Raw genomic sequence first — 24,320 nt, 5'->3', positions numbered from 1 at the left:
GTCGTCCGCTGGATCGGCCAGGATGGCGAGGTGACCTCTCCTTCGCCGGCAGACGTCGTCCTGTGGTCCGGCACGGCCGACCCGTCGGTGTGGGACGCCGTGACCCGGCTGTATGTCGAAGCCTTCGCGGCGCCGCCCTACGGCGAGGAGCCGGGACAGCTCGGCGAGATCGCGGTCTGGGGACCCGCGTTCCTCGCCACTCCGGGGGCGGCGCTCGTCACCGGGACGCAGGATGGCGACACTCTGGGCTTCGCCCTCGGGCGCACACTGGCGTCCGATCCCGGGTGGCAGCGGCTGCTGGGGCGTTGCAGCACTGCCGAGGCGACGGCCCTGACAGGCGACCCGCACGACGTCTTCGTCATCCAGGAGCTCGCCACGGCGGCCGCGGCGCGGCGACGTGGCATCGCGAGGCTCTGTCTCGCCCGCCTGCTCGGAGCGCGCCCCGAATCGCGAGTCGTGCTCGGGGTCTACGAGCAGGCCGTGCAGGCCCACCGCTTCTACGCCGCGCTCGGTTACACCGCCGTCGGCGCCGTCACGATCGAGGGCGGACAGCGCCTCGACGTGCTGGCCCGCTGATGCGTCGCAGAGGGGTGCGGCATCCGTTCCCGCGCGGCAGGATGGAATGACGGACGAAAGGATCACGATGACGAAGACCGAGATCTCCCCCAGCGCGAAGGCAGGCCTCGGGGTCCTGGGGATCGTGCAGGTCGCGTTCGCCTTCCTGGCGTTCTGGGACCTCGCCCACCGCGACGCCGACGAGGTGCGCGGGCCGAAGGCCGCGTGGATCCCGGCGATCCTCGTCAACTGGATCGGCCCGGCGAGCTACTTCCTGTTCGGCATCCGCCGCTGACCGCGCCGAAACGGGGGTCAACCCCACCGCGGACGTCCGGTCTGCTCAGTAGACTGAGTCCACTCGCGGGAGTGGTGGAATTGGCAGACACGCAGGATTTAGGTTCCTGTGCCTCCGGGCGTGTGGGTTCAAGTCCCACCTTCCGCACGCGAATCCGCGCATCCTCCGCCGACTGACGACGGGACGACCATCGTGCACGCAGTTCCCACCGCCCTGATCCCCTGGCTCGATCCTGCCGCGATCATCGGATGGGCGGGCCCCTGGGCGCTCGTCGTCGTCTGCTTCATCGTCTTCGCCGAGACAGGTCTGCTGGTCGGGTTCCTGCTGCCGGGCGACACGCTCCTGGTCATCTCGGGACTGCTCTCGCACCCGCAGCCGTACGCACCCAACGGCGTCTTCGGCCTGAGCGTGTGGTGGGTCGCGCTCCTCATCGGCCTCGCAGCGTTCATCGGCGGTGAAGTCGGCTACTACATCGGCCACAAGGGCGGCCCGGCGGTCTTCGAGAAGAAGGAGTCGGGGCTGTTCAGCGTCAAGAACGTCGAGCGCACGAACGCCTTCTTCGAGCGCTTCGGCGGGCTCACGATCATCCTCGCCCGCTTCGTGCCCATTGTGCGCACGTTCGCCCCCGTCGCCGCCGGCATCGGCCACATGAACAAGTGGAAGTACACGCTCTACAACTTCATCGGGGCGGTGATCTGGGGCTTCGGGCTCACGATGTTCGGCTATCTCATCGGGTTCATCCCGCCGGTGGCCGAGTTCGTCGAGAACTACATCGACCTCATCCTGCTCGCGGCGGTCGGCGGTACGGCGGTCGTGACGCTGTGGCACTACCTCCGTGAGCGCAGCAAGGCGAAGAAGGCCGCGGCCGCCGGGGAAGACGTCGTGACCGATCACGACGAGGCCGAGGCCCTCGTCCTCGACCCCGAGGTCTTCGACCGGGGTCCCGAGCACCACGAGGGCGACACCCGCAAGGGCTGAGACCCCGGCGGGGTCAGCCGCTCAGGACGCCTTCTTCTTGGCGGCCGGCTTCTTGGCGGTCGTCTTCGACGACGAGCTCTTGGCTGCCGGCTTCTTCGCCGGGGCCTTGGACGTCGACTTCGCCGCGGGCTCGGCATCCGCCTTCGTCGAGGTCGAGCCGCCCTCGCGAGCCGCGCGCGACTTCTCGACGCTCGCCCGCAGCGCGGCCATCAGGTCGATGACCTCGCCGCCCGCTTCCTCTTCCTCCTGCTCATCGAAGGTCTCGGTCGTGTCGACGGCGTCGCCCTTCTCGAGCTTCGCCTCGATGAGCGTGCGCAGCTCCTCCTGGTACTCGTCCTTGAACTCCTCCGGATCGAAGTCGCTCGAGAAGCTCTCGACGAGGGATGCCGACAGCTCGAGCTCCTTCGCCGAGATCCGCACCGTCTCGTCCAGCGACGGGAAGGCCGCCTCGCGCACCTCGTCGGACCATAGCAGCGTCTGGAGCACGAGCACGTCGTCACGCACGCGCAGCGCCGCCAGACGCGTCTTCTGGCGCAGCGAGAATCGGACGATCGCCGTGCGATCGGTCTGCTCGAGCGTCTTGCGCAGCAGCACGTATGCCTTCGGCGAAGAGGAGTCCGGCTCGAGATAGTACGAGCGGTCGAGTGTGAGCAGGTCGATCTGGTCGCTGGGCACGAACTCGACCACGTCGATCTCGCGGCTGCGCTCGGCCGGGAGCGAGTCGAGGTCCTCCTTGGTGAGCACCACGGTGCGCTCACCGTCGTCGTAGGCCTTGTCGATGTCTTGGAACGCGACGATCTCGCCGCAGACCTCGCATTTGCGCTGGTAGCGGATGCGCCCGCCGTCCTTGTTGTGCACCTGATGCAGCGACACGTCGTGGTCTTCGGTCGCCGAGTACACCTTCACCGGCACGTTGACGAGCCCGAACGTCAGTGCACCCTTCCAGATCGCTCTCACCTCACCAGTGAACACCAGTGCGCCGACACCGGGCCACCCCTTGCGCATCGCGGCGCCGATACTCTGAGCCCATGGCGGGCGACGAGCAGCTGGTGCGCATCGGCGGGCGCCGCCTGCGCATCACCAACCTCGACAAGGTGCTCTATCCCGAGACGGGCACCACCAAGGGCGAGGTGATCGACTACTACTCGCGAGTCGCCGAGGTGCTGATCCCGCACGTCGTGGGCCGGCCGGTCACCCGCAAGCGCTGGCCCGACGGCGTCGGCACCGCAGACGACCCCGGGATGGTCTTCTTCGCGAAGGATCTCGAGCGCGGCGCGCCGTCGTGGGTGAGACGGATGCCGATGCCCCACTCCACGGGAACCAAGGAGTACCCGCTGGTCGGCGACGTGCCGACGCTCGTCTACCTCGCGCAGGTCGCGAGCCTCGAGCTGCACGTGCCGCAGTGGCGCTTCGCGCCGGACGGCGACCGCGGCCCGGCCGATCGGCTGGTGCTCGACCTGGATCCGGGTCCGGGCGTGGGGCTCGCCGAGTGCGCGGTGGTGGCCGGCTGGGCACGCGCGATCCTCGTCGGCATGGGCCTCGAGCCGTACCCGGTCACCAGCGGCAGCAAGGGCATCCACCTGTACACCGCCCTGCCGCCCGGCCAGTCCACCGAGCAGGCATCCGCGCTCGCGAACGAGCTCGCTCGCGCGATCGAGGCGGATCATCGCGACCTCGTGGTCAGCAGCATGAAGAAGTCCGAGCGGCACGGCAAGGTGCTCATCGACTGGAGCCAGAACAACGGCTCGAAGACGACGATCGCACCGTACTCGCTGCGGGGCCGGGTGCACCCCACCGTCGCCGCGCCGCGCACGTGGGAGGAGCTCGACGAGCCGGGGCTGCGGCACCTGGAGTTCACCGAGGTGCTCGAACGGATCGAGACGGGCGGCGACCCCATGGCCGCACTGGGCTTTCACGCGGGTGGACGCGAAGCCGAATCGGGGCCGCTGTCGGCCTACATCTCCAAGCGGAGCGCCGACCGCACGCCCGAGCCCGTGCCTGCGAACCCACTGGGCACGACGCCGACTGGTGAGCGCCCGCGCTTCGTCATCCAGGAGCACCACGCGACGGCTCTGCACTGGGACTTCCGCCTCGAGCACGACGGCGTGCTGGTGAGCTGGGCGGTGCCGCGGGGCGTTCCCCACTCGTACAAGCGCAACAACCTCGCCATCATGACCGAGGACCACCCGATGGAGTACGCGACGTTCGAGGGCACGATCCCCGCCGGCGAGTACGGCGGTGGGACTGTCACCATCTGGGACGACGGCCGCTACGACCTCGAGAAGTGGCGCGACGACGAGGTCATCGCAACGCTCGAAGGGCGGCCGGGCGGCCCGCTCGGCCGCGTGCGGCTGGCCCTCATCCGCACCGGGGGCGAGGGTGAGAAGTCGAGCTGGCTGCTGCATCGGATGAAGACGGATGCCGAGGGCCGGCCGCAGCCGGACGGTGTCGTCGTCGAGCCCAGCCCGCAGGCCGACGAGCCGCGCGCAGCGGCCGCCCGGGCCGGTCGCGGCCGACGTGCGGTGGCGGGGGACGCGCAGCCGCGGACGGGTACGAGATCAGGTGATCTCACCGGCGCAGGAGATTCCACGGCCGATCGTCCTGCGTCCGCGAAATCACCTGAGGTCGTTGACACGGCCGAGCGCCGGACGGATGCCCCGCTCCACCTGGAGTCGCTGCGCCCGATGCTCGCCACCTCGGCGACGCCGGATCGGGCGCGGCAGGACGCGGAGCAGTGGGACGAGCACGCGTGGGTCGAGATGAAGTGGGACGGCATCCGGGCGGTGGGCGTGTGGAACGGTGCCCGGCTGCGCCTGTTCGCCCGCAGCGGCAACGAGGTCACGCACCGCTACCCGGAGCTCACCGCGGTCGACGCCGGACTGGGTGCCGAGCCGTGCGTGGTCGACGGCGAGCTGGTCGCGCTGGAGCCCGACGGCCGACCCAGCTTCCCGCTGCTCCAGACGCGCATGAACCTCGAGCGCGCCGGAGACATCGCGCGCGAAGCGCGCCGCACCCCGGTGCGCTACTACCTGTTCGACGTGCTCTCGCACGACGGCGACGACCTCGCCGACCTTGCCCTCCGCGAACGCCGGGATGTGCTGGAGGCGGTGGCCGAGGCATCCGTCGATCCGATCGCCGTCCCGCCGGCGTTCGACGACGTCGACGCCGCCCTCGACACGAGCGAGCAGCTGCGGCTGGAGGGGATCGTCGTGAAGGATCCCTCCTCGCGCTACGTGCGCGGCGGGCGGTCGGAATCGTGGCTCAAGGTCAAGCTCACCCGCACGCAGGAGGTCGTGATCGCCGGCATCCGCCCCGGCAAGGGCGGACGCAGCAGCACGTTCGGCTCGCTGCTGCTGGGCATCCCCGGCACCGACGGCCTGCAGTACGCCGGCCGCGTCGGCTCGGGGTTCAGCGACTCGACGCTGCGCACCCTCATGAAGAAGCTGACCCCGCTCCGGATCGACCGGAATCCGCTCGTCGGGGTGCCGCCGCTCGACGCCCGCGACGCGCTGTGGGTGCGCCCGGAGCTCGTCGGCGAGGTGGAGTACGGCGAGTTCACGCCCGGTGGCATCCTCCGCCACCCGCGCTGGCGCGGGCTGCGTCCCGATAAATCGCCCGCCGAGGTGCGACGGGAGGACTGACTGCCGGGCTCGCACCGCGGGCGAGGGCGGCTCAGGTGTGGGCGCCGTGCTCGACGTGGCCGGCGGGCTCGAGCTGGAACGTCGAGTGCTCCACGTCGAAGTGCTGCGACAGGCAGTCCTGCAGACCGCTCAGGATGCCGGCGGCCCGTCCGTCGGCCAGCGCGGCGTCGTCGACGACGACGTGGGCGGTGAACACCGGAGCACCGCGGGTGAGCTGCCAGACGTGCACGTCGTGCACGTCGACGACACCGGGGGTCGAGAGGATGTGATCGCGGATCTCGCGCACGTGCGTGCCCTTCGGCGCCGATTCTGCGAGCACCGACATCACCTCACCGAGCAGCCGCAACGCGCGCGGCACGATCATGGCCGCGATGAGCAGCGACGCGACGGCATCGGCCTGATCCCATCCCGTGGTGATGACGACGACCGCCGCGACGATCACGGCGGCCGAACCGATGAGATCACCCAGGACCTCGAGATACGCGCCTCGCACGTTGAGGCTCCGCCGCTGCGCCGCACTCAGCAGCCACAGGGCGACCGCGTTGGCGAGGAGTCCGACGATCGCGACGACGAGCATGAGACCGCCGGCGATCTCGGTCTCGCCGGGCTTCATCAGTCGCGAGACGCCCTCGACGGCGACCCACACCGCCAGCACGATGAGGATGACGCCGTTGACCAGGGCACCGAACACCTCGGCGCGCTGGTAGCCGAACGTGCGACGGTCGTTCGCGGGTCTGGCTGCGACGGTGCTCGCGATGAGGGCGATGACCAGGGCCGCGGCATCCGTGAACATGTGCGCGGCGTCGGCGAGGAGCGCGAGGGATCCCGACAGCGCCGCCCCGACGATCTGCACCACCATGACGGTGGCGGTGATCGCCAGCGAGATCGCGAGCAGGCGGCGGTTGCCCGCCGCTCGGATCCCTGTCGGCGCGTGGTCGTGCATGACCTCAGGCTAAGCCCGTCGCCGCCTGGGGAAGGCGCACTTCGCCTAGTCGGGAATGATCGTGATTCTCACTCCCACCGGTGCTCAGAGATCGGCCAGCAGCGGCCCCAGCGCCTCGAACGCACGGGCCCGATGGGACTCCGCGTTCTTCTGCAGCGAAGTCCACTCGCCGACCGTGCGCTGCTCACCCTCAGGCTGCCCGTCCGGCACGAAGATCGGGTCGTATCCGAAGCCGCCCTCGCCCGCCGGTGCGGTCGCGAGACGTCCCGGCCACACGCCCTCCACGACGCTCTCCCGCGAGGCGTCGCCAGGCACGACGAGCGCGATGGTGGAGACGAACTGCGCGGTGCGGTGCGGGTCGCGGATGTCGGAGAGCTGGTCGAGCAGCAGGTTCAGGTTGGCCGCGGCGTCCTTCGCGTGCCCCGCCCAGTACGCCGAGAACACGCCGGGGGCTCCCCCGAGCACGTCGACGCAGATGCCGGAGTCGTCCGCGAGCGCCGGGAGCCCGGTGTGCTCGGCCGCCGCGCGCGCCTTGATGAGCGCGTTCTCGGCGAACGTGATGCCGTCCTCCACCGGCTCGGGGCCGTCATAGGCCACGACGATCAGGTCGGGGCGGGTCGCGGCGACGATCGCCTGGAACTCCTCGACCTTGTGCCGGTTGTGGGTGGCGAGGACGATCTGCGGCAGATCGCCGCCCGTCGCCGCGGACTCCGCCTCGATCGCCGCGACGACGTCGGCCATCTCCTCGGGGTGCGCGGTCACGCGGCGCCGTCCGCGGAGAGCGCGGCGAGCTGGATGTCGCGCAGATCGGCGCAGCCGTTCACGCCGAGCTCGAGGAGCGCGTCGAGCTCGCGCTTGTCGAACGGGGCGCCCTCGGCGGTGCCCTGCACCTCGACGAACAGGCCGCGCCCGGTCACGACGACGTTCATGTCGGTCTCGGCGCGGACGTCCTCGACGTATGCGAGGTCGAGCATCGGCTCGCCGTCGATGATGCCCACCGACACCGCCGAGACGGAGTCGAAGAGAACCTGCGCCTTCTGCCCGATGAACTTCTTGCCGCGACCCCACTCGATTGCGTCCGCGAGCGCGACGTACGCGCCCGTGATCGCCGCCGTCCGGGTGCCGCCGTCGGCCTGGAGTACGTCGCAGTCGATCACGATCGTGTTCTCACCGAGGGCCTTGGTGTCGACGACGGCGCGGAGCGCGCGCCCGATGAGGCGCGAGATCTCGTGGGTGCGGCCGCCGATCTTGCCCTTCACGCTCTCGCGGTCGTTGCGGTCGTTCGTGGCGCGAGGCAGCATCGCGTACTCGGCGGTGACCCAGCCCTTGCCTTTGCCGGTGAGCCACCGCGGCACGCCGTTGGTGAACGACGCCGTGCACAGCACCTTCGTGTTCCCGAACGAGATGAGCGCGGAGCCCTCGGCCTGCTTCGACCAGCCCCGCTCGATCGTGATCGGACGCAGCTGGTCGACGGAACGGCCGTCGGCGCGGGTGATGTCGGTCATTTCTCTCCTCCTACGGTGAGCGTGTCCCGATTCCGGTCGCTCCGGGACCGCCGGACTGAGCGAAATCGGGACACGCTTCGTGAAAAGTGGGACACGGATGCCTCAGCCGAGGCGGGTCGGCAGGTCGATGGCGCCGGTCTGCACGAGCCGGACGGAGCTCACCTCGCGGCCCATCAGCCGGTGGGCGAGGTTGAGGAACTCGTCGGCGGACGCGCCGGTGGCCTCGTAGACGTGGCGGGGCGCGGCATCCGTCCCCGCGAGCAGGTTGCGCGAGACCAGCTGACGGTAGACGTCCTTCGCGGTCTCGGTGTCGCTGGAGACGAGACTCACGTCCGGCCCCATGACGTAGCTGATCGCCCCCTCCAGGAACGGGTAGTGCGTGCAGCCGAGGACGAGGGTGTCGACGCCCGCGTGGCGCAGCGGCGCGAGGTACTCCTCGGCGACCGCGAGCACTTCCGGCGAGCCGGTGACGCCGGCCTCGACGAACTCCACGAACCGGGGGCACGCCTGCGCGAACACGGTGAGGCGCTCGTTCACGCCGAGCATGTCCTGGTAGGCGCCCGAGCTGATGGTGCCGGCCGTGCCGATCACGCCCACACGCCCGTTGCGGGTCGTCGACATCGCCGTGCGCACTGCGGGGTTGATCACCTCGACCACGGGGACGTCGTAGCGTTCGCGCGCGTCGCGCAGCATCGCCGAAGACGCTGTGTTGCACGCGATCACGAGCATCTTGACGCCCTGTGCCACGAGGTCGTCGAGCACCTCGAGCGCGTACCGGCGGACGTCCGCGATCGGCTTCGGGCCGTACGGGGAGCGGGCCGTGTCGCCGATGTACAGGATGGACTCCTGCGGCAGGAGCGCCGAGACCGCCCGCGCGACGGTGAGCCCGCCGACACCGGAGTCGAAGATCCCGATCGGCGCGTCGGCGCCGTTCTCAGCCGGTCCAAGGGTCACGATGCCCCAGCCTACGCCAGGCGCTCACTAGGCTGGCCCGCATGACCCATGGGCACGCTTCGCGCGGGACCGCCTCGACCGCCCTGCTGACGGACCGCTACGAGCTCACGATGGTCGACGCCGCGCTGCGCGACGGCACGGCACATCGCAGATGCGTCTTCGAGCTGTTCGGCCGCCGTCTCCCGGGCGCGCGGCGGTTCGGCGTCGTCGGCGGCACCGGCCGTCTGCTGGCGCTGATCCGCGACTTCCGCTTCGGCGACGACGAGCTGCGCTACCTGCGCGATGAGAACGTGGTGGATGCCGCGACCCTCGACTTCCTCGAGGGCTACCGGTTCACGGGCTCGGTCACCGGCTACCGCGAGGGCGAGCTGTACTTCCCCGGCTCGCCCATCCTCACCATCGAGGGCACGTTCGCGGAGGCGGTCGTGCTGGAGACCTTGGCGCTGAGCGTGCTCAACCACGATTCCGCCGTGGCGACCGCCGCGGCACGCATGAGCATCGCGGCGGGCGACCGGCCGCTGGCCGAGATGGGCTCGAGGCGGGCGGCCGAGGCCTCCGCCGTCGCCGCTGCCCGCGCCGCGTACATCGCCGGGTTCGGCGCGACGTCGAACCTCGAGGCCGGCCGGTGCTGGGGCATCCCCACCATGGGCACGGCCGCACACTCATGGACCCTGCTGCACGACACCGAGGAGGACGCCTTCCGCGCGCAGATCGAGGCGCTGGGGGTCGAGACGACGCTCCTCGTGGACACGTACGACATCCGCACCGGGGTCGAGACCGCCGTCAGGGTGGCCGGCACCGGGCTCGGCGGGGTGCGGATCGACTCGGGCGACCTGCCGACGGTCGCCGCCGAGGTGCGCGCCCAGCTCGACGAGCTCGGAGCGACCGGCACCCGCATCACGGTGACCAGCGATCTCGACGAGTACGCCATCGCGGCTCTCGCCGCGTCGCCCGTCGACGCCTACGGCGTCGGCACCTCGGTCGTGACAGGGTCGGGCACCCCCACCGCCGGCATGGTCTACAAGCTCGTGGCCCGTCAGGATGCCGATGGCGGCTGGGTCGCCGTCGCGAAGGCGTCGACCGACAAGGGGTCCAAGGGCGGCCGGAAGGCGGCCTTCCGCACCCTCGACGCGGGGACGGCGACCAGCGAGCTGATCGTGGTGTCGGACGGCTTCGAGGACCTCGAGACCGGCACGTCGCACCCGGATGCCCGGCCGCTCCAGGTGCCGCTCGTCGTCGACGGCGAACCGGATGCCGCGTACGAGGGCGCCGCGGGCGTCGAGGCGGCTCGCGTCCATCACTCGCGCGTGCGCGAGGAGCTCCCGGTGCGCGCTCTCGCCCTCAGCCGCTCGGACCCGGCGATCCCCACGGTGTACACCGACGCCGAGCCGGGTCGCTGAGCCCTACTCGATCAGCCTCAGGCGCAAAACCTGTCGAAGCGACCGGCCTCGGTCGCCGAGCCCGACGAGGCGATCAGCCTCGGTCGCTGCGCCTGCCCGAGCGATCAGCCCTGGAGCGACTCGTAGATCTCTTTGCAGGTCGGGCAGACCGGGAACTTCTCGGGATCGCGACCGGGAGTCCACTTCTTGCCGCATAGCGCGCGCACCGGCTTGCCCGTCAGAGCGGACTCGAGGATCTTGTCCTTCTTGACGTAATGCGAGAAGCGCTCGTGGTCACCCGGCTCGATGTTCTCTTCTTTGAGGAGCTCTTCGAGCTCGCGATCAAGGGTCGCGATGCCGCCCTGGTCGGGGCTGTCCAGCGGGGTGCTCATGGTCTGCCAGTGTAGCCGTGGCGAGCGCTCGCCGGGCCGGTGACGGACGCTCAGGTGGCCTCGGCGAACTCCATGAGGCGACCGCCGCGCCGCTCGAAGACGATCGACCCGATGCCGATGCCGACGACCAGCACGCCCAGTCCGATGGCCAGGCCGCCCCACAGGGCGGTGGTGGCGGCATCCGTGTCTCCGCGCAGCGCGAGCCAGCCGCACCACAGCACCGGGGCCGAGACGACGATCGCGCCGAGCATCACCAGCCCCTGGGCGACGGCGCCGCTCGAGCTCGTGCGCTGCGGCTGCTGGAACGGGCTCTCGCCCGGACGAGAGACCGCGTACGGCGCCACCACCGAGGAGATACTGGACAGCCCCAGTCCCGCGAAGAACAGCGAAGCGCAGACGCCTGTGAGAGCCGGCAGCATCGCCCAGCGGCCGTGCAGCACCGTCGCGACCGGAATGGCCACGGCGAGGAGCGGGACGCCGACGAGCAGCACGGGGACGAGCCGGCCGACGCGGTCGGAGATCCCGCGCACGCCGCTGGCGATGTGCATCCAGACGGCTGTCGAGTCGTACGCGAGGTCGTCGTGCGGGAGCCAGCCGAGGAAGAGCGCCGCGAACGGCACCGGCACGAGCGCGACCAGTTCGGGTGGCACACCGGCGATCAGAAGGGGCACCGCGGTGATCACCGCGGCGAAGGGGATGACGAGCCCGTTCACGACGTACCGTCGGTCGCCGAACCAGTACAGGAGGCTGCGGGCCGCGATCGCGCCGCCCGGCGTTCCGGGCGCGACTCCGAACCAGCCGAGACCGCCGCGTTCGCGACCGGTGCTCGGACGCTCGGTCGTCGTGAGGAGGCGCTTGACCGCCCAGGCCCAGAGCAGAGCCAGCACGACGACCGTCGCCGACGCCACGCCGATCGAGAGCCAGACGTCGCCGCCCTCGGCGACCATGCCCGGGATGGCCCAGGCCGCACCGATCGGCGTGATGGCCAGCCAGTCCACCGCCTCCAGGAGCTGCGGAGGGACGCTGCCCTCCCATTCGAGCGACGCGAGGAAGACGCCGACGGGAACCACCACGACCAGCACCACGAGCACGAACACACCGGAGAGCTCACGGGAGCGCCTCTCGCGGAGGAACAGCGATGCGAGCGCCATGCAGACGCGGGCCAGCAGCGAGCACGTGAGCACGCCGAGAACGACGCTCAGGACGCCGGCGGCGACCGGGACGCCGTGATCGGACCACACGACCGCGGAGCAGATCGCGATCGCCAGGAGCACGAGGATCGGCACGCTGAGGAGCCCGGCGAAGGCCAGCACGACGGCGAGACTCCCGCGCGACAGCCCGAACAGGGCGAATCGCCGCGGGTCGAGCGGATCCTCCGCCGCGCCGAACAGGGGTGCGAGGGCGAAGCCGAGAGTGATCGCAGAGCCTCCCAGCACGGTGACCGCGAGCGTCTCGTCGGTCCGCGCCTCCCCCAGCGTCAGCAACGCCCAGCAGGCGGCCGCCGTTCCTGCCACGACGATCAACAGGACCGCCACCACCCGCACGACATGTCGGGCCTCGCCGCGGAACGTGCCCAGGAGCAGGGCGATCCTCAGTCGGAGAACGTGTGCAGCCACTCGAGGCCCTCCACGTCGCTGAGGCCCCCGGCCAGTTCGACGAAGCGCTGCTCGAGCGTCAGCTCGCCGCGTACCTCGTCGACCGTGCCCTCGGCGAGCACCTGACCGGCGACGATGACGGCGACGCGCGTGCAGACGCGCTCGACGAGCTCCATGCCGTGGCTCGAGAGGATCACCGTGCCGCCGTGCGCGACGTAGGTGGAGAGGATGTCGAGGATGATCGCGCTGGAGACGGGGTCCACGGCCTCGAATGGCTCGTCGAGCACCAGCAGGCGCGGCGAGTGGATCAGCGCGCCCGCGAGCATCACCTTCTTGAGCATGCCGGCCGAGTAGTCCGACACGCTGCGACCCAGCGCATCCTCGAGGTCGAAGGCGCGTGCGAGATCGACGGTGCGGCTCTCGACGACCGCGGGCGGCAGGCCGCGCAGGACGCCGTAGTAGTAGAGCAGCTGGCGGCCGGTGAGCCGGTCGAAGGTGCGCAGCCGATCGGGGAGGACGCCCATGAGCTTCTTGGCCGCGAGCGGCTTGGCCGCGGCATCCACTCCTCCGACGTGGATCGTGCCGCGATCGGGCTCGAGCAGTCCCGCGATCATCGAGAGGGTCGTCGTCTTGCCTGCGCCGTTGGGTCCGACGAGGCCGTAGAACGTGCCGGCGGGGATCGTGAGGTCGATGCCGTCGACGGCCGGCGTGCTGCCGAACCGCTTGGTCACGCCGCGCAGCACGAGCGCGTCGCCGGCGGTCGCCGGGGCGGGCGCGGGCGCGAGCGCGACGGATGCCTCGCCAGGAGCTTCGTCGATGACGGCCGCGACCGCGGGAGCCGGTGCCAGGATCGCGGTGGTCGTGTCGCGGGATGCCTCCGGCGCGACGACCGGAGCGACGAGCTCCTGCGGCTCGGCGGCATCCGTCTCGGCGGTCGGTTCGGGCGCGACCGTGGGATCGGTCGTCGTCGGCGCGACGGCCACCGACGCTGCCACGGGCTCGGCCACGGGCGCGGGTTCGACCGCGGGCGCGGGCTCGATCACGGGCTCAGCATCGACTACCGGCGCGTTTTCGGCAAGAGGCTCGTTCTCCGGCGTCGACGCGGCTTCCTGTTCAGGGGCCGGCGCGGCGACGGGCGGGAGCGGCGGTCGCGGGGGGACGACGATGTCTGCGGCGGCGCTGGCGGCTCGCTGCAGATCGCTGGGAAGGGGCGGCGGCGGTCCGGGTGCCGGAGGCACCGCCACCGGCGGGTCGACCGGCGCGGCAGGCTCCGTGGAGGTCTGCGGGGCGGACTCCTCGTCCGGGCGGGACGCGGTCCGGGCCTCGGCCGGCACGGGCGAACCGGAGTCCGTCTTCTGCGGGTCGGACGTCGCGGGCGCCTCGGACGTCGCGGGCGCCTCGGGCGTCGCAGCGTCCTCCGGCGTCCCCACGCCTCGGGCCTCCGCCTCGGCTTCCGCCTTCGGAGCGGACGCCGCGGCGGGGCGTTTCTTTCGCGGCGGGTTCTTGCCCCCGCTGTCGGACCGCGGTTTGCGCGGGGCGCGGCGAGGTTTGTCGGGAGCCGGTGACACCGTGTCTGCGAGTCGCACGACACGCGCACTGGAGTGACGGTCCGGCTCTTCCGGATCGATGTCGTTCGGCACCGGGAGGGAGGCTGTCACCGATCCAACGTATCAAGTGGGCCTGATGGCGTGGCAGTTCGTGTCGCCGCGTCGCGGCATTCGCGTTATGTCACGAATCGGCAACGGGGGGCCATCATTCTGCACCTTCTCAGCCCTCATCGCTACCATGGTCGAGGCACGAAGGGGTGTCGCGCCGGTGAACCGGCAGTGAATCACGCACTTCAGGAGCAGACTTTGACCCTTCAGACCGTCATCCTCGCAGCCGGAATGGGCTCGCGTCTCGGACGCAGCCTTCCGAAGCCCCTCACCGAGCTCAGCGACGGCCGCAGCATCATGCAGCAGCAGCACGACAACATCCGTGCCGCCTTCGGTCGCGACGCCAAGATCACCACCGTCGTGGGCTACCGCGCCGAGACCATCGTCGAGGCGTTCCCCGACGTCGACTACGTCTACAACGACCGCTACGACCAGACCAACACCTCCAAGAGCCTGCTGCGGGCCCTCGCCAAGACCGGCAAGGGCGGCGTTCTGTGGATGAACGGCGACGTCGTGTTCGACCCGCGGGTTCTCGGGCGCGCGATCGAGCTCATCGAGCGCGATCAGTCGTTCGTCACCGTCAACACCTCCAAGGTGAGCGACGAAGAGGTCAAGTACACCGTCACGACCGAGGGCTACATCAAGGAGCTCTCGAAGACCGTCAAGGGCGGCATCGGCGAGGCCGTCGGCATCAACTACGTCTCGAGCCGCGACAAGAAGGCGTTCATGCGCCACCTGACCCGCGTCGACGACCAGGACTACTTCGAGCGCGGACTCGAGCTCGCGATCGCCGAAGACGGCGTGCTGCTCGAGCCCCTCGACATCTCGGACCTGTACGCCGTCGAGGTGGACTTCGCCGAAGACCTCGAGCGGGCGAACCTCTTCGTCTGATCACTGCGCGAATGGCGGCCGGGGTGTCAACCCCGGCCGTCTTCGTCTTCCGGCGACATAGGATCACCCCGATGACCGACAAGGTGCACCGCATCCACTCGCTCCCCGGGGACTCCCCGTGGCAGGGCGGGCTGCCGCCCACGGGCTCGGAGGAGCATCCGTTCACGATCCGGGCGCTCGACCGCGTGCTCGCCATCCAGCGCCCCGTCGTGCTCGCGCATCTTCGCAGCATCAGGCTGAGGCACCCGGACGCCTCCCCCGCCGACATCGTTCGCATCCTCGAGCGCCGCTACCTCGCAGCCGTCACCACCGGCGGCGCCGCGGTGGGTGCGACGGCCGTCGTGCCGGGGATCGGGACCGGCGTCACCCTTGCGCTCAGCGGCGTGGAGACCGTCGCCTTCCTCGAGGCCACGACGCTCTTCGCCCAGTCGGTGACGGAGGTGCACGGCATCCCGGTGTCGGACCCTGACCGAGCCCGCGCTCTGGTGCTCACCCTGATGCTGGGCAAAGAGGGCGTCGACCTGGTCGCCCAGCTCGCCGGGCAGGCCGCGGGCCGCGGGCCGTCGCGGTCATCGTATTGGGGTGAGCTCGTCACGAAGTCGCTGCCCCGCGCGGCCGTCGGCCCGCTCGTGGATCGACTGAAGTCGACATTCATCCGGCAGTTCGCCGCGCGCGGCGGCGCCTCGTGGATCGGCAAGGCGCTGCCCTTCGGCATCGGTGCGGCGATCGGCGGCGCGGGCAACAACATCCTCGGCAGAAGGGTGCTCGTCGGTTCGCGGCGCGCCTTCGGCGCGCCGCCGGTGGTTCTGCCCGAGGAGCTCGAGCCGCGGCCGGGTTCGGACCGCATCGAGCGCGTCGCGGGGCGAGGGATCCGGCGCGCCGGCGAGATCGTCGTCGGCGGTGTCACGCGCGGGACGAGTGCGGTCGGCAAGGCGGTGCGGCGGAAGAAGCCGGATCCGCAGCTCGAGGCCCCGCCCGCCGACTGAGGCTCCTTCCCGCGCGCTCGGTTCCGCGCCGAAGACGGCGAGAAGTGCTTGCCGACGAGGGGTGCCGACCGCCGCCGGCGGGGTCAGAATGGCGGTATGGGCATGTTCAGCAAGCTTCCCGAGGAACCCGTCGAGTGGGCCGGACTCCCGTCGGAACCCGCGCGCGGCGAGACGGCGGCGGAGCGATTGACGGATGCCGCCACCTCCGATCTCGGCGGGCTCGGGTTCGGCGAGAGCGGGCTGGGCGGCGGCGCCGTCGAGTCCATCGTGATCCCGGTCGCTCCCGTGGTGGAGATCGCCGAGCACCAGGAGTCCGGCGAGGGCGAGTAGCCCGATCCGTGCAAACGCTTTCACGCCATCTCGACATCGCCGCAGCGGCGGGCATACCCTCGACGGTATGGACAGCACCCTGGCGTGCCTGGCGGCATGGATGCCGCGGCAGCGGTGGTACGCCGCGAAAGGGCGGCCTCCGAGCCTGAGGCTGCTCGCCTGGTGGGACCTCGAGGCGGCCCCGGACCACCACGGTCTGGAAGGCAGTGGCGTCCCCGGCGAGCGCGCACGGGTTCGCACCTTCCTCGTCGCCGACGAGGGTGCACTGCCCGCCGTGCTCTACCAGATCCCCGTCGTCGAGCGCGCGACCGAGACCGTCACCGCCGACCCCGACCACATCATCGGCAGCCCGGTCCCGGGGACCACCTTCATCGACGGCCCGTTCGATCCCGCCTACGCGATGGCTCTCCTCGAGCTCATCTCGCGCGGCGGCACCGCTCAGGGCCCGCAGGCGGCGGCCGTCGGGCGACCGTCCCCCGGTGCTGTCACCGCCGAGCATCCGGTCGCGCGGGTGGTCAGCGGCGAGCAGTCCAACACGTCGCTGATCTTCGAGGGCGCCGGGACGCCCGTTATCTGCAAGGTGTACCGGCAACTCCACGCGGGGTTGAATCCCGACATCGAGCTGCAGGAAGCGCTCGCGGCGGCCGGCTCGCCGCATGTGCCGCGACCAGTCGGATCGATCGAGGGAACCTGGCCCGACCTCTCGACCGCCCACGGCACGGTGCGCGGCTCCCTCGCGTCGGCGCAGGAGTTCCTCCCGGGGGTGGAAGACGCCTGGCGCGTCGCGCTGCGCGCCGCCGCACGCGGTGAGGACTTCCGCGAACCCGCGCGGGCGCTGGGGGCAGCCACCGCCCACGTGCACGTGTCGCTGGCGGGCTGCTTCCCCACCCGCAAGCCCACTGCGGCCGACCGCGACGCGACCGCCGCGACGTGGGAGCGACGCTTCGCCATCGCGAGCGCCGAGGTTCCCGAGATCGCCGGTCAGCACGAAGCGGCCACCGCGGTCTACCGCCGGGCGCTGGAGGTGCCGTGGCCGCCGCTCCAGCGCATCCACGGCGACTATCACCTCGGCCAGGTGCTGCACTCGCCCGATCGCGGCTGGATCGTCGTGGACTTCGAGGGCGAGCCGCTGCGCCCGATGGCCGAGCGCACCCAGCCGGACTTCGCGCTGCGCGACGTGGCGGGCATGCTCCGGTCGTTCGACTACGTGGCAGGATCGCTGCGCCTGGGCGACCCGGATCGCGCCGACGCCGTCCGCGCGTGGGCGCGCGGCGCGCGCAGCGCGTTCGTCGAGGGGTACGCCGCCGCTTCGGGGGGCGGGCTGGACCCCCGGCATCCGCTCCTGGCAGCCCTCGAGCTCGACAAGGCGGTGTACGAGGCGATCTACGAAGCCCGAAACCGGCCCACGTGGGTGGCGATCCCGCTGCGGGCGATCGCCCGTCTGGTCGAGCGGCCCACGCCCGTCGCCTGACCGCACCGCCCTCCGGCTTCGCGATCCGGCCCTCGGGTCAGCTCTCGTCGTCGAGTTCGGCCTCGTCCTCGGGCTCGTCGTCTTCGCCCTCGTCGACGGAGCGCGCATACCAGCGATCCCAGTCCTCCATGAGGCGCTGGACGGCCCCGTGGAATCGAGCCGTCGCGGCGCCGGGGGCCGTGTCGCCGAAGTAGTGCGTCACCCACCGCTCAAGCCGAGCGACGGCCTCCGGATCGCCCAGCACCCGCTCGGTCTGCGCCACGATGTCGGGCGCGGCCGCGGCATCCAGCCATTCGCACGCCGACAGGTAGCCGTGGGTGTCGATCGCCGCCGCGGGATCCACCGGCCGGGTGATGAAGAGGGGCTTGTCGGCGGCCAGGCGGTCGTAGACCATCGCCGAGATGTCGACGACGGCCACATCTGCCGCGGCGAGCTGCCAGCCCAGGTCCGGTCCGTGGTCGTACACGTGCTGCGCGGACCGGTCGGCTGCGTTCGCCGCGGCCAGCGCCGCGATGATCCGCTTGTTCGCCGCACCGTACTCGGGGTCCACGACGCCGGAACGGGGGTGCGGCCGGTAGATCACCCTGTGCCGACCGCTCGCGAGGAGTGCCGTCACGAGGGCTTCGCCGTGCGTGGCGATCGAGCCGTAATGGGCCGAGGGCCGGTCGCCCTCCCACGTCGGCGCGTAGAGCACGACAGTGCGGTCGTCGGGCGTGTAGGGAAGCGTGCCCGAGTAGTGGTCGGCTTGGGGACGGCCGATCTCGAGCGTGCGGCGGTCGATGTCGTAGTCCCACAGCACGCGCGACAGGCGCTCGCGCGCGGCGGCGCCCGCGATCATCGCGTAGTCGTACGCCTTGTACTGGTTCGTGGTCATGTACATCTTGTCGGACTCGCCGTGGTTGATGAACACGTGCCACCGGCGGCCGTAGCGGAACATCTGGAAGTTGCGCGTGTTCTGGTTCACGTAGAGCACCACGCGGATGTCCTGCTTGGCGATGAAGCGCTCGAGGTCGCGCACGGTCGGCACGAACGCGACGGGCAGTGCGCCGTCGGCCAGAAGCGCCTCCGCACCCGTGGCGGCGCGGCTCAGCACGACGACGGGCCACGTCTTGGCAAGGCCCGCCAGAGGCTTGTACCACTGCCGCATCTGGTACATGTTGACCGCGCCGTCGGCGAAATACACGGCCACGCGGTAGTGGAAGGGCGGATGCTGCGGCCGGGCTGCGAGGGTGCGCCGGACGTCGATCACAGCGGAGCGGTTGCGCACCGCCTTCCTGACGAGCTTGACCGCCTTCTTGCCATCCGAGACCAGACCCACGCATCCAGCCTACCCAGCGGCACCCATGGCATGATCGACGCGTGCATGTCGAGCAACACGGGCGCAGGGACGCTCCGGTCCCTCCCCCCGGTGCCGGCGTGAGCTTCGTCATGCCTGTGCTCAACGAGCACGACTACCTCCGCCGGGCGGTCGAGACCGTGCTCGGCCAGGACATCGCGGGTCCCACCGAGATCATCCTCGCGCTCGGTCCGTCCACCGACGGCACGACCGAGCTCGCCCGCGAGCTCGCCCGCGACGACGAGCGCATCGTGCTCATCGACAACCCCGCCGCCGACATCCCGATCGGACTGAACCTCGCGATCGACGCGGGCCGGTACCCCACCGTCGTCCGGGTCGACGCGCACTCCGAGCTCGACCCCACCTACGCCCGCCGAGCCCTCGCGACCCTCGACCGGGTGCGGGCCGCCAACGTCGGCGGCGTGATGCGCGCCGACGGCCGCACGCCGTTCCAGCGCGCCGTGGCGCGCGCCTACAACTCCCCCATCGGCCTCGGAGGCGGCGCCTACCACGGCGGCACGCAGGAGGGCGAGGCGGAGTCGGCGTACCTCGGCGTGATGCGACGCGCGGTGCTCGACGAGGTCGGCGGCTTCGACGAGAGCATCCGCCGCGGCGAGGACTGGGAGCTGAACCTGCGCATCCGCCGCGCCGGCTACCGGGTCTGGTTCGACCCGGCACTCGCCGTCACCTACTGGCCGCGCGAGAGCTGGACCCGCCTGGCACGTCAGTTCGCCGCGACCGGACGCTGGCGCGGTGAGCTCGTCCGTCGATTCGGCAGAGGCAACTCGCTGCGGTTCTTCGCTCCCCCGGCGCTCGTCGTGACGATCGCACTGGCCGTCGTCGTCGGCGTGCTCCAGCTCGCGGGCGTGCTGCAGGGCTGGTGGGCGGTGGCGGCATCCGTCGTCTACCTTCCCGTGCTCGCGTACGCCGTCCTCGTCGTCGGCTACGCGATCGGCCCGGGCGGCGGGCGCGGGTGGCGTGACAAGCTGTGGACGGCCGCCGTGCTGCCGACCATGCATCTGTCGTGGGGCTGGGGATTCCTCCTCGGAGTGATCGGCGGCGCCCACGACACGGTCGACACGTCCCGCCTGGGCAGCCGCAACACGCCGCTGCCCTGAGCGGGCCGCGACGGGATCAGGCGTCGATGAAGCCCTGGTCGAGGATGCGGGAGACGACCCGCTCGGCGGCACGGCCGTCGTCTCGGGCGTTGAACTTCTGCCGCCACTGCGCATAGCGGGCGGCGTGCGCCGACGGGTCGGGATCGGCGAGGGCGGCCACCAGCTCCTCCTGCGAGCGCACCATCGGCCCCGGGGCGTGGGCGGCGAGATCGAAGTAGAACCCGCGCAGCTCGCCCCGGTAGTGCTCCATGTCGGGCACGAGGAAGTACATCGGCTTGCCGGTGACCGAGTAGTCGAACATCACCGACGAGTAGTCCGTCACCAGCGCGTCGGCGACGAGCAGCAGCAGCGACGTGTCGGGGAAGCCGGTCACGTCGATCACGCGGGGTCCCTCGGCGTCGCGTCCGGGGAGCAGCGTGCGGGAGTGGCCGCGGACGAGCACCACGGCATCCGTGGCGGAGGCGAGCGCGACCGGGTCGACGAAGTCCACGATCTGGTCGCGGTCGTCGCGCCACGTCGGCGCATAGAGGATCACGCGCTCTTCGGGGCGGATGCCGAGCGCCTCGCGGGTGGCCGCGCCGTCGCCGGTGCTGAGCACGTCGTTGCGCGGATACCCCTCGACCCAGACCGGGCGGGTGAGGAACGCGTACGCCTTGCCGAGGATGCGGGCGGCGTACGGGTTCTGCGCGAGCAGGATGTTCCACCGGCGCGACTCGCGGATCACCGCCGCCGTGCGTCGCGGATCGAAGCCGGGCCGGTGCAGCGCGAGGCGCTTGAGCGGCGTGCCGTGCCACGTCTGCAGCACCACCTGCCCCTTGCGGCGTGAGAAGCGGCGGCGCAGCCAGTCGTTGACGACGAGCAGCCGGGCGGCCCCTCGAGCACGCCACCAGTCGGGGCTCCCCTCGACGACGGGGATGGCACCCTCGGGTACCGCCACCGAGAGGTCGACCACGCTCCAGTAGCGCGTGACGCCCGGGGCGCGGCGCGCGATCTCGCGATCGATCGCGAGCGGATTGCAGCTGGCGTTGCGACCGTAGAAGCTCTCGAAGAACACCGCGTTCTCGAAGCCGGCAGACGGCCGCGTCGCGTACCGGCGCTCCAGCGCGTCCTGCCCCTCCCCCGAGTCGTAGGCGGGGTCGATCGGCGGCCCGATCAGCAGCGTCCAGCCGTCCAGCGACGCGCGCAACGTGCCCAGCTGCGCGAGCGGGATGTCGTGCGGGGGACGGATGCCTCGGCCCTCGGCATCCGCGATCCGCACCTGATACGTGCCCGACGGGAGGGGCAGCTCGGCGCCACCCCAGCGCGCGGCTCGCAGCGGCAGCGTCGCCTTCCAGGTCTTGCCTCGGCCGGTCACGCGGGCGGCGACCCGCGCGCGGGCGCCCACGATCTCGACGGATGCGGGCCGCTCCCCATCTCCCGACACCACGAGCGCGGGACCGCCCTCCGTCGTGAAGCGCGCCTCGGTCATCCGGTTCCTTCCCTCGGGCGGGCGTCGTCCGTGCCGGCCAGAATCGCACGGTACACCCTCTCGGCATTGCGGCCGTCGCGGAACGCATGCACCCGCGCGCTGAGCGCGCGGGCCCGCTCGATGCGACGGTCGCGCTCCCCTTCGTCTGCGAGGAGGGCCTCCAGCTGCGCGGCCGCCTCTGTCCAGTCCTGCGCCCACGCGTCTCCGGCCACCTCGGCGTACGTGCCGTAGAAGCCGCGCCGACGCCCGTAGTCGTCGACGTCGGGCGCCAGGAAGAGCGTCGGCAGGGGCACGAGCGCCGCGTCGAAGGCGAGCGACGAGTAGTCGGTGACCAGCGCGTCGAGGCCGGGCAGAAGCGGAGTGACATCGGCGACGAGGTCGCTGCCGAGCGAGTGCACGCGATCCGTCGGGAAGGGCGGCGCGTAGTCCCCCGCCCCCAGCGGGTGCGAGCGCACCAGCAGGGTCGCGTCGTACCGCGTCAGGACCTCGACGATGCGCCGCCACTCGGCTTCCGTCGGCACGGCGGGGTCGACCGCGCCGTCGCGCCAGGTGGGCGCGTAGAGCACGAAGCGCGTCGACGGATCGGCCCGGGGCACGGCACGCCCGATCCCCGCGCGCGCGGCGACCCGCCTGTCGTCCGCCTCCCCGCGTGAGAGCACGTCGACGCGTGGCTCGCCCGTGACCGGCACACTCGCGTCTGGCAGCGCGAACGCGGACTCCAGCCGCCCGCGCACCAGGTGGGACGCGGCGGGGAGCACGCGGATGCGTCGCGCCGCGCTGCGGAACATGGAGCGCAGGAGCCCTCTGACCGGCGCTGCGGCCGAGGTGCGCGCCACCGCGCCCGGCAGCCGCAGGGTCTCCGGGGAGTCGAGCCCGATGCGCTTGAGGGGGATCCCGTGCCACAGCTGCACGACGAACGCTCCTGAGACGGCGTAGCGGTTCACGTCTCCGAACCCGTGCGTCACGACGACGACGCGTGCGCGCGCGGTGCGCCAGAGCCCGCGGAGGGAGTTCTTCGGGACGGTGGGGATGCCGCGGGCCGCGGCATCCGTCGCCTCCCGCTTCGAGGCGACCAGCCACACCGCCCGGCGACCGTCGGCGGCCGCGACATCCCAGAGCGCGAGGGCGCCGTCGCCGATGCCGACCGCGCAGCCGAACACCCACTCGTCGCGGGTGCGCGGAACAACGAGCGTGAAGATGCGTCCTGCGGCATACAGCGGGATCGTCGCGAGCTTCTTCGCATTCCCCGCGCCGAACGAGAAGGACGCCATCCCGCGAGCCTACCTGCTCGCGCGATGGCGCCCTCGAGGGGTGTGGACTACGGCTCGAGCGTGCCGAGCGTGACCGTCACCGTCTGGCTCTTCCCGTCGCGGACGTACGTGACCTCCGCCTCGCTGCCGGCCGCCGCGGCGCGGACCTGCGCCGTGAGATCGGTCGCATCGGTGATCGGGACGCCGTTGAACTCCGTCACGACGTCGCCCTCCTGGAGGCCTGCCGCGGCCGCCGCACCGCCCTCGACGGCCGTCGCGATGTACGCGCCGGTGATCGTGGATCCTTCCACGGATGCCGCCGGCTGGACGTTCGCGCCGAGCAGGCCGTGGGTCGCCTCGCCGTTCTCGATGATCTCGTCGGTGATGCGCTGGACGATGGTCGACGGGATGGAGAAGCCGACGCCGATGGAGCCGGAGCCGTCGGAGGACGAGCCGCCCGCCGTAGCGATCGCCACGTTGATGCCGATGAGCTTGCCCTCGGAATCGACGAGCGCGCCGCCCGAGTTGCCGGGGTTGATGGCGGCGTCGGTCTGGATGACCGCGATCGAGATGCTCTCGGTCGCCGTGCCCTGCTGCTGGCCCTGGCCGAAGTCGAAGCGGAAGGGTCCCTGCTGACCGTTCTCGTCCTGCGGGTCCTGGTCCTCGTCGCCGCCCTCGGGGGCGGCCGACGAGGCGATCTGGATCGAGCGGTTCAGTGCGCTGACGATGCCCTCGGTGACGGAGTTGGCCAGGCCCAGCGGCGCGCCCACCGCGACGGTGGTGTCGCCGACGTTGAGCTTGCTCGAGTCGGCGAAGTCGATCGGGGTCAGGCCCTCGGCGTCCTGGAGCTTGATGACGGCCAGGTCGTACGTCGGGTCCGTGCCGACCACCTCGGCGTCGTAGACACGGCCGTCCGACGTGGTGACACGGACCGCGGCGTCGCCGGTGGCGCCGTCGAGGGTGACGACGTGGGTGTTGGTGACGACGTAGCCGTCCTCGGTGAGGACCACGCCCGAGCCGGTGCCTGCTCCGCTCGAGCTCGCCGCCTCGATCGTCACGACGCTCGGTACGACCTTCGCCGCGATGGCGGTGGTCTGGTTCACCTCGTCGGTGTCGTTCACCGTGACCGTGGAAGGGCCGGCGGCCGGCGACGAGGCGACGGGCGTGAACCAGCTGACGCCCGCATACGCCCCGCCGAGGCCCGCTGCGCCGCCGACGATGGCTGCGGCCACGATGAGGCCGACCACCTTCCCGGCGCCGGTGGGCTTCTTGGGCGTCTTGGTGGCCGTCGCGGTCGAACCGGCCGGAGCGCCGCCGCCGAGCGGCAGGGTGGGCTGCGTGTCGGGGTTCACGCCGAACGCCGCTCCCGCGGCGGGCGCTCCCGGAGCCTGACCGGCGTACGAGTGCGGGTACGGGGCCGGCTGGCCGGCGTAGCCCTGGGGCCGGGCGTACTGGGCGCCGACCGGGTAGCCGGCGGGGGGAACGGGGGGCGCGGGGTGCGCCGGCGCGGCCGACGGCACGTGCGACGCGGGCTGCGACGTCGTGGGCTGCGCCGACGCGGTGGTCTGGGCGGCCCAC

Annotated in this window: 22 protein-coding genes and 1 tRNA gene; 11 read left to right on the top strand and 12 right to left on the bottom strand. The window is 71.5% G+C overall.

The genetic code is table 11. The features are described 5' to 3' along the window. Nucleotides 1–30: 30 nt before the first annotated feature. The 4 genes from IM767_RS13955 (at nt 31) to IM767_RS13940 (ending at nt 1,828) form a co-directional block, all read left to right on the top strand. On the top strand, nt 31–576 hold the full coding sequence (locus IM767_RS13955) for a GNAT family N-acetyltransferase (RefSeq protein WP_162564302.1): 546 nt from the start codon (nt 31–33) through the stop codon (nt 574–576). Nucleotides 577–643: 67 nt separating this feature from the next. Next, complete coding sequence (locus IM767_RS13950) at nt 644–850, top strand: PLDc N-terminal domain-containing protein (RefSeq protein ID WP_239453322.1); 207 nt, start codon at nt 644–646, stop codon at nt 848–850. A gap of 65 nt (nt 851–915) precedes the next feature. Beyond that, a tRNA-Leu gene (locus IM767_RS13945) sits at nt 916–997 on the top strand. 45 nt (nt 998–1,042) lie between these two features. After that, the gene (locus IM767_RS13940; protein ID WP_109210783.1) at nt 1,043–1,828 is read left to right on the top strand and encodes a DedA family protein; all 786 of its coding nucleotides are present in this window, start codon (nt 1,043–1,045) and stop codon (nt 1,826–1,828) included. A 21-nt stretch (nt 1,829–1,849) separates the two neighbouring features. On the opposite strand, the gene ku is transcribed toward IM767_RS13940, so the two are convergent. Next, nucleotides 1,850–2,785: a non-homologous end joining protein Ku gene (ku, locus tag IM767_RS13935; protein WP_109210784.1), complete on the bottom strand. Its 936-nt coding sequence runs from the start codon at nt 2,783–2,785 to the stop codon at nt 1,850–1,852. Between the two features lie 71 nt (nt 2,786–2,856). On the opposite strand from ku, the gene IM767_RS13930 reads away from it, so the two are divergent. Continuing rightward, on the top strand, nt 2,857–5,469 hold the full coding sequence (locus IM767_RS13930; protein ID WP_109210749.1) for an ATP-dependent DNA ligase: 2,613 nt from the start codon (nt 2,857–2,859) through the stop codon (nt 5,467–5,469). Nucleotides 5,470–5,500: 31 nt separating this feature from the next. Here the strand turns inward: IM767_RS13930 and IM767_RS13925 are convergent, their stop codons facing one another. The 4 genes from IM767_RS13925 to murI form a co-directional block, all read right to left on the bottom strand. Next, nucleotides 5,501–6,412: a cation diffusion facilitator family transporter gene (locus tag IM767_RS13925; RefSeq protein ID WP_109210750.1), complete on the bottom strand. Its 912-nt coding sequence runs from the start codon at nt 6,410–6,412 to the stop codon at nt 5,501–5,503. Nucleotides 6,413–6,496: 84 nt separating this feature from the next. Further along, nucleotides 6,497–7,153: an RdgB/HAM1 family non-canonical purine NTP pyrophosphatase gene (gene rdgB / locus IM767_RS13920; RefSeq protein WP_109210785.1), complete on the bottom strand. Its 657-nt coding sequence runs from the start codon at nt 7,151–7,153 to the stop codon at nt 6,497–6,499. Between the two features lie 17 nt (nt 7,154–7,170). Then, entirely contained in the window at nt 7,171–7,917 is a 747-nt protein-coding gene (gene rph, locus IM767_RS13915) for a ribonuclease PH (protein ID WP_109210751.1), read from the bottom strand. Between the two features lie 102 nt (nt 7,918–8,019). Beyond that, the gene (gene murI, locus IM767_RS13910) at nt 8,020–8,871 is read right to left on the bottom strand and encodes a glutamate racemase (RefSeq protein ID WP_109210752.1); all 852 of its coding nucleotides are present in this window, start codon (nt 8,869–8,871) and stop codon (nt 8,020–8,022) included. A 41-nt stretch (nt 8,872–8,912) separates the two neighbouring features. Between murI and IM767_RS13905 the strand changes: the two genes are divergently transcribed. Next, a complete protein-coding gene (locus tag IM767_RS13905; protein ID WP_109210753.1) occupies nt 8,913–10,271 on the top strand; it encodes a nicotinate phosphoribosyltransferase in 1,359 nt (452 codons plus the stop codon). A gap of 104 nt (nt 10,272–10,375) precedes the next feature. Here the strand turns inward: IM767_RS13905 and IM767_RS13900 are convergent, their stop codons facing one another. The 3 genes from IM767_RS13900 to IM767_RS13890 are packed head-to-tail and all read right to left on the bottom strand — an operon-like array spanning nt 10,376 to nt 13,280. Continuing rightward, nucleotides 10,376–10,642, bottom strand: a complete 267-nt coding sequence (locus IM767_RS13900; RefSeq protein WP_109210754.1) for a DUF3039 domain-containing protein — start codon at nt 10,640–10,642, stop codon at nt 10,376–10,378. 50 nt (nt 10,643–10,692) lie between these two features. Next, entirely contained in the window at nt 10,693–12,258 is a 1,566-nt protein-coding gene (locus IM767_RS13895; RefSeq protein ID WP_109210755.1) for a hypothetical protein, read from the bottom strand. Continuing rightward, entirely contained in the window at nt 12,234–13,280 is a 1,047-nt protein-coding gene (locus IM767_RS13890; protein WP_239453324.1) for an ABC transporter ATP-binding protein, read from the bottom strand. Before IM767_RS13890 ends, IM767_RS13895 begins: the two co-directional genes overlap by 25 nt. Before the next feature lie 810 nt (nt 13,281–14,090). On the opposite strand from IM767_RS13890, the gene IM767_RS13885 reads away from it, so the two are divergent. The 4 genes from IM767_RS13885 (at nt 14,091) to IM767_RS13870 (ending at nt 17,570) form a co-directional block, all read left to right on the top strand. After that, nucleotides 14,091–14,783: a phosphocholine cytidylyltransferase family protein gene (locus IM767_RS13885; RefSeq protein WP_109210756.1), complete on the top strand. Its 693-nt coding sequence runs from the start codon at nt 14,091–14,093 to the stop codon at nt 14,781–14,783. Nucleotides 14,784–14,854: 71 nt separating this feature from the next. After that, nucleotides 14,855–15,769: a hypothetical protein gene (locus IM767_RS13880; protein WP_109210757.1), complete on the top strand. Its 915-nt coding sequence runs from the start codon at nt 14,855–14,857 to the stop codon at nt 15,767–15,769. A gap of 96 nt (nt 15,770–15,865) precedes the next feature. After that, nucleotides 15,866–16,099 carry a hypothetical protein gene (locus IM767_RS13875; RefSeq protein ID WP_109210758.1) on the top strand — a complete coding sequence of 78 codons (234 nt, stop codon included), beginning with the start codon at nt 15,866–15,868 and terminating at the stop codon, nt 16,097–16,099. A 67-nt stretch (nt 16,100–16,166) separates the two neighbouring features. Continuing rightward, the gene (locus IM767_RS13870) at nt 16,167–17,570 is read left to right on the top strand and encodes a phosphotransferase (RefSeq protein ID WP_109210759.1); all 1,404 of its coding nucleotides are present in this window, start codon (nt 16,167–16,169) and stop codon (nt 17,568–17,570) included. Between the two features lie 37 nt (nt 17,571–17,607). Here IM767_RS13870 and IM767_RS13865 read toward each other — a convergent pair whose 3' ends face one another. Continuing rightward, nucleotides 17,608–18,888 (bottom strand): CDP-glycerol glycerophosphotransferase family protein, encoded by a 1,281-nt coding sequence (locus IM767_RS13865; RefSeq protein ID WP_109210760.1) that lies wholly within the window; start codon nt 18,886–18,888, stop codon nt 17,608–17,610. Nucleotides 18,889–18,998: 110 nt separating this feature from the next. On the opposite strand from IM767_RS13865, the gene IM767_RS13860 reads away from it, so the two are divergent. After that, nucleotides 18,999–20,024 (top strand): glycosyltransferase family 2 protein, encoded by a 1,026-nt coding sequence (locus tag IM767_RS13860; protein ID WP_109210787.1) that lies wholly within the window; start codon nt 18,999–19,001, stop codon nt 20,022–20,024. A 16-nt stretch (nt 20,025–20,040) separates the two neighbouring features. On the opposite strand, the gene IM767_RS13855 is transcribed toward IM767_RS13860, so the two are convergent. The 3 genes from IM767_RS13855 to IM767_RS13845 form a co-directional block, all read right to left on the bottom strand. Continuing rightward, nucleotides 20,041–21,492, bottom strand: a complete 1,452-nt coding sequence (locus IM767_RS13855; RefSeq protein WP_109210761.1) for a CDP-glycerol glycerophosphotransferase family protein — start codon at nt 21,490–21,492, stop codon at nt 20,041–20,043. Further along, entirely contained in the window at nt 21,489–22,763 is a 1,275-nt protein-coding gene (locus tag IM767_RS13850; RefSeq protein WP_109210762.1) for a CDP-glycerol glycerophosphotransferase family protein, read from the bottom strand. Before IM767_RS13850 ends, IM767_RS13855 begins: the two co-directional genes overlap by 4 nt. A gap of 47 nt (nt 22,764–22,810) precedes the next feature. Further along, nucleotides 22,811–24,320, bottom strand: a 1,510-nt coding sequence (locus tag IM767_RS13845; RefSeq protein ID WP_198425962.1) for a S1C family serine protease, incomplete at its 5' end; no start/stop codon positions are given.

It is taken from the genome of Microbacterium ureisolvens, assembly GCF_015278315.1.
In the GTDB taxonomy this organism is placed as follows: domain Bacteria; phylum Actinomycetota; class Actinomycetes; order Actinomycetales; family Microbacteriaceae; genus Microbacterium; species Microbacterium ureisolvens.
This window is presented reverse-complemented; position numbering and strand designations above follow the sequence as displayed.